General features: G+C 60.2%; 1 protein-coding gene. It reads left to right on the top strand.

The window, feature by feature from the left end:
- Positions 1-261: hypothetical protein (locus tag G9373_RS45790; RefSeq protein ID WP_167121428.1), on the top strand; the 261-nt coding region annotated here is incomplete at both ends.

Below are 261 nucleotides of genomic sequence, written 5' to 3'. Positions count from 1 at the left end.
CCGACTAACCCTGACCTACCTCCACGACCTGTTCGACGAACCATACGTCCAAGCCCTGCTAAACCGATACCTGCGTGTCCTCGAAACCATCATCGCCGATACGGACAGTCGGGTCGGCGACATCGACATCCTCAACGCCGACGAAAAACAGCTGATCCTCGAGGACTGGAACCACACCGATCATGCGACAACCACCGACACACTGGTGTCGATGTTCGGTGCGCAGGTGACGCGCACACCCGACGCGCCCGCGGTGGTGGA

Origin of the sequence: Rhodococcus sp. A14, assembly GCF_011603105.1 — a bacterium.
Classification (GTDB): Bacteria; Actinomycetota; Actinomycetes; order Mycobacteriales; family Mycobacteriaceae; genus Rhodococcus_F; species Rhodococcus_F opacus.
This window is presented reverse-complemented; position numbering and strand designations above follow the sequence as displayed.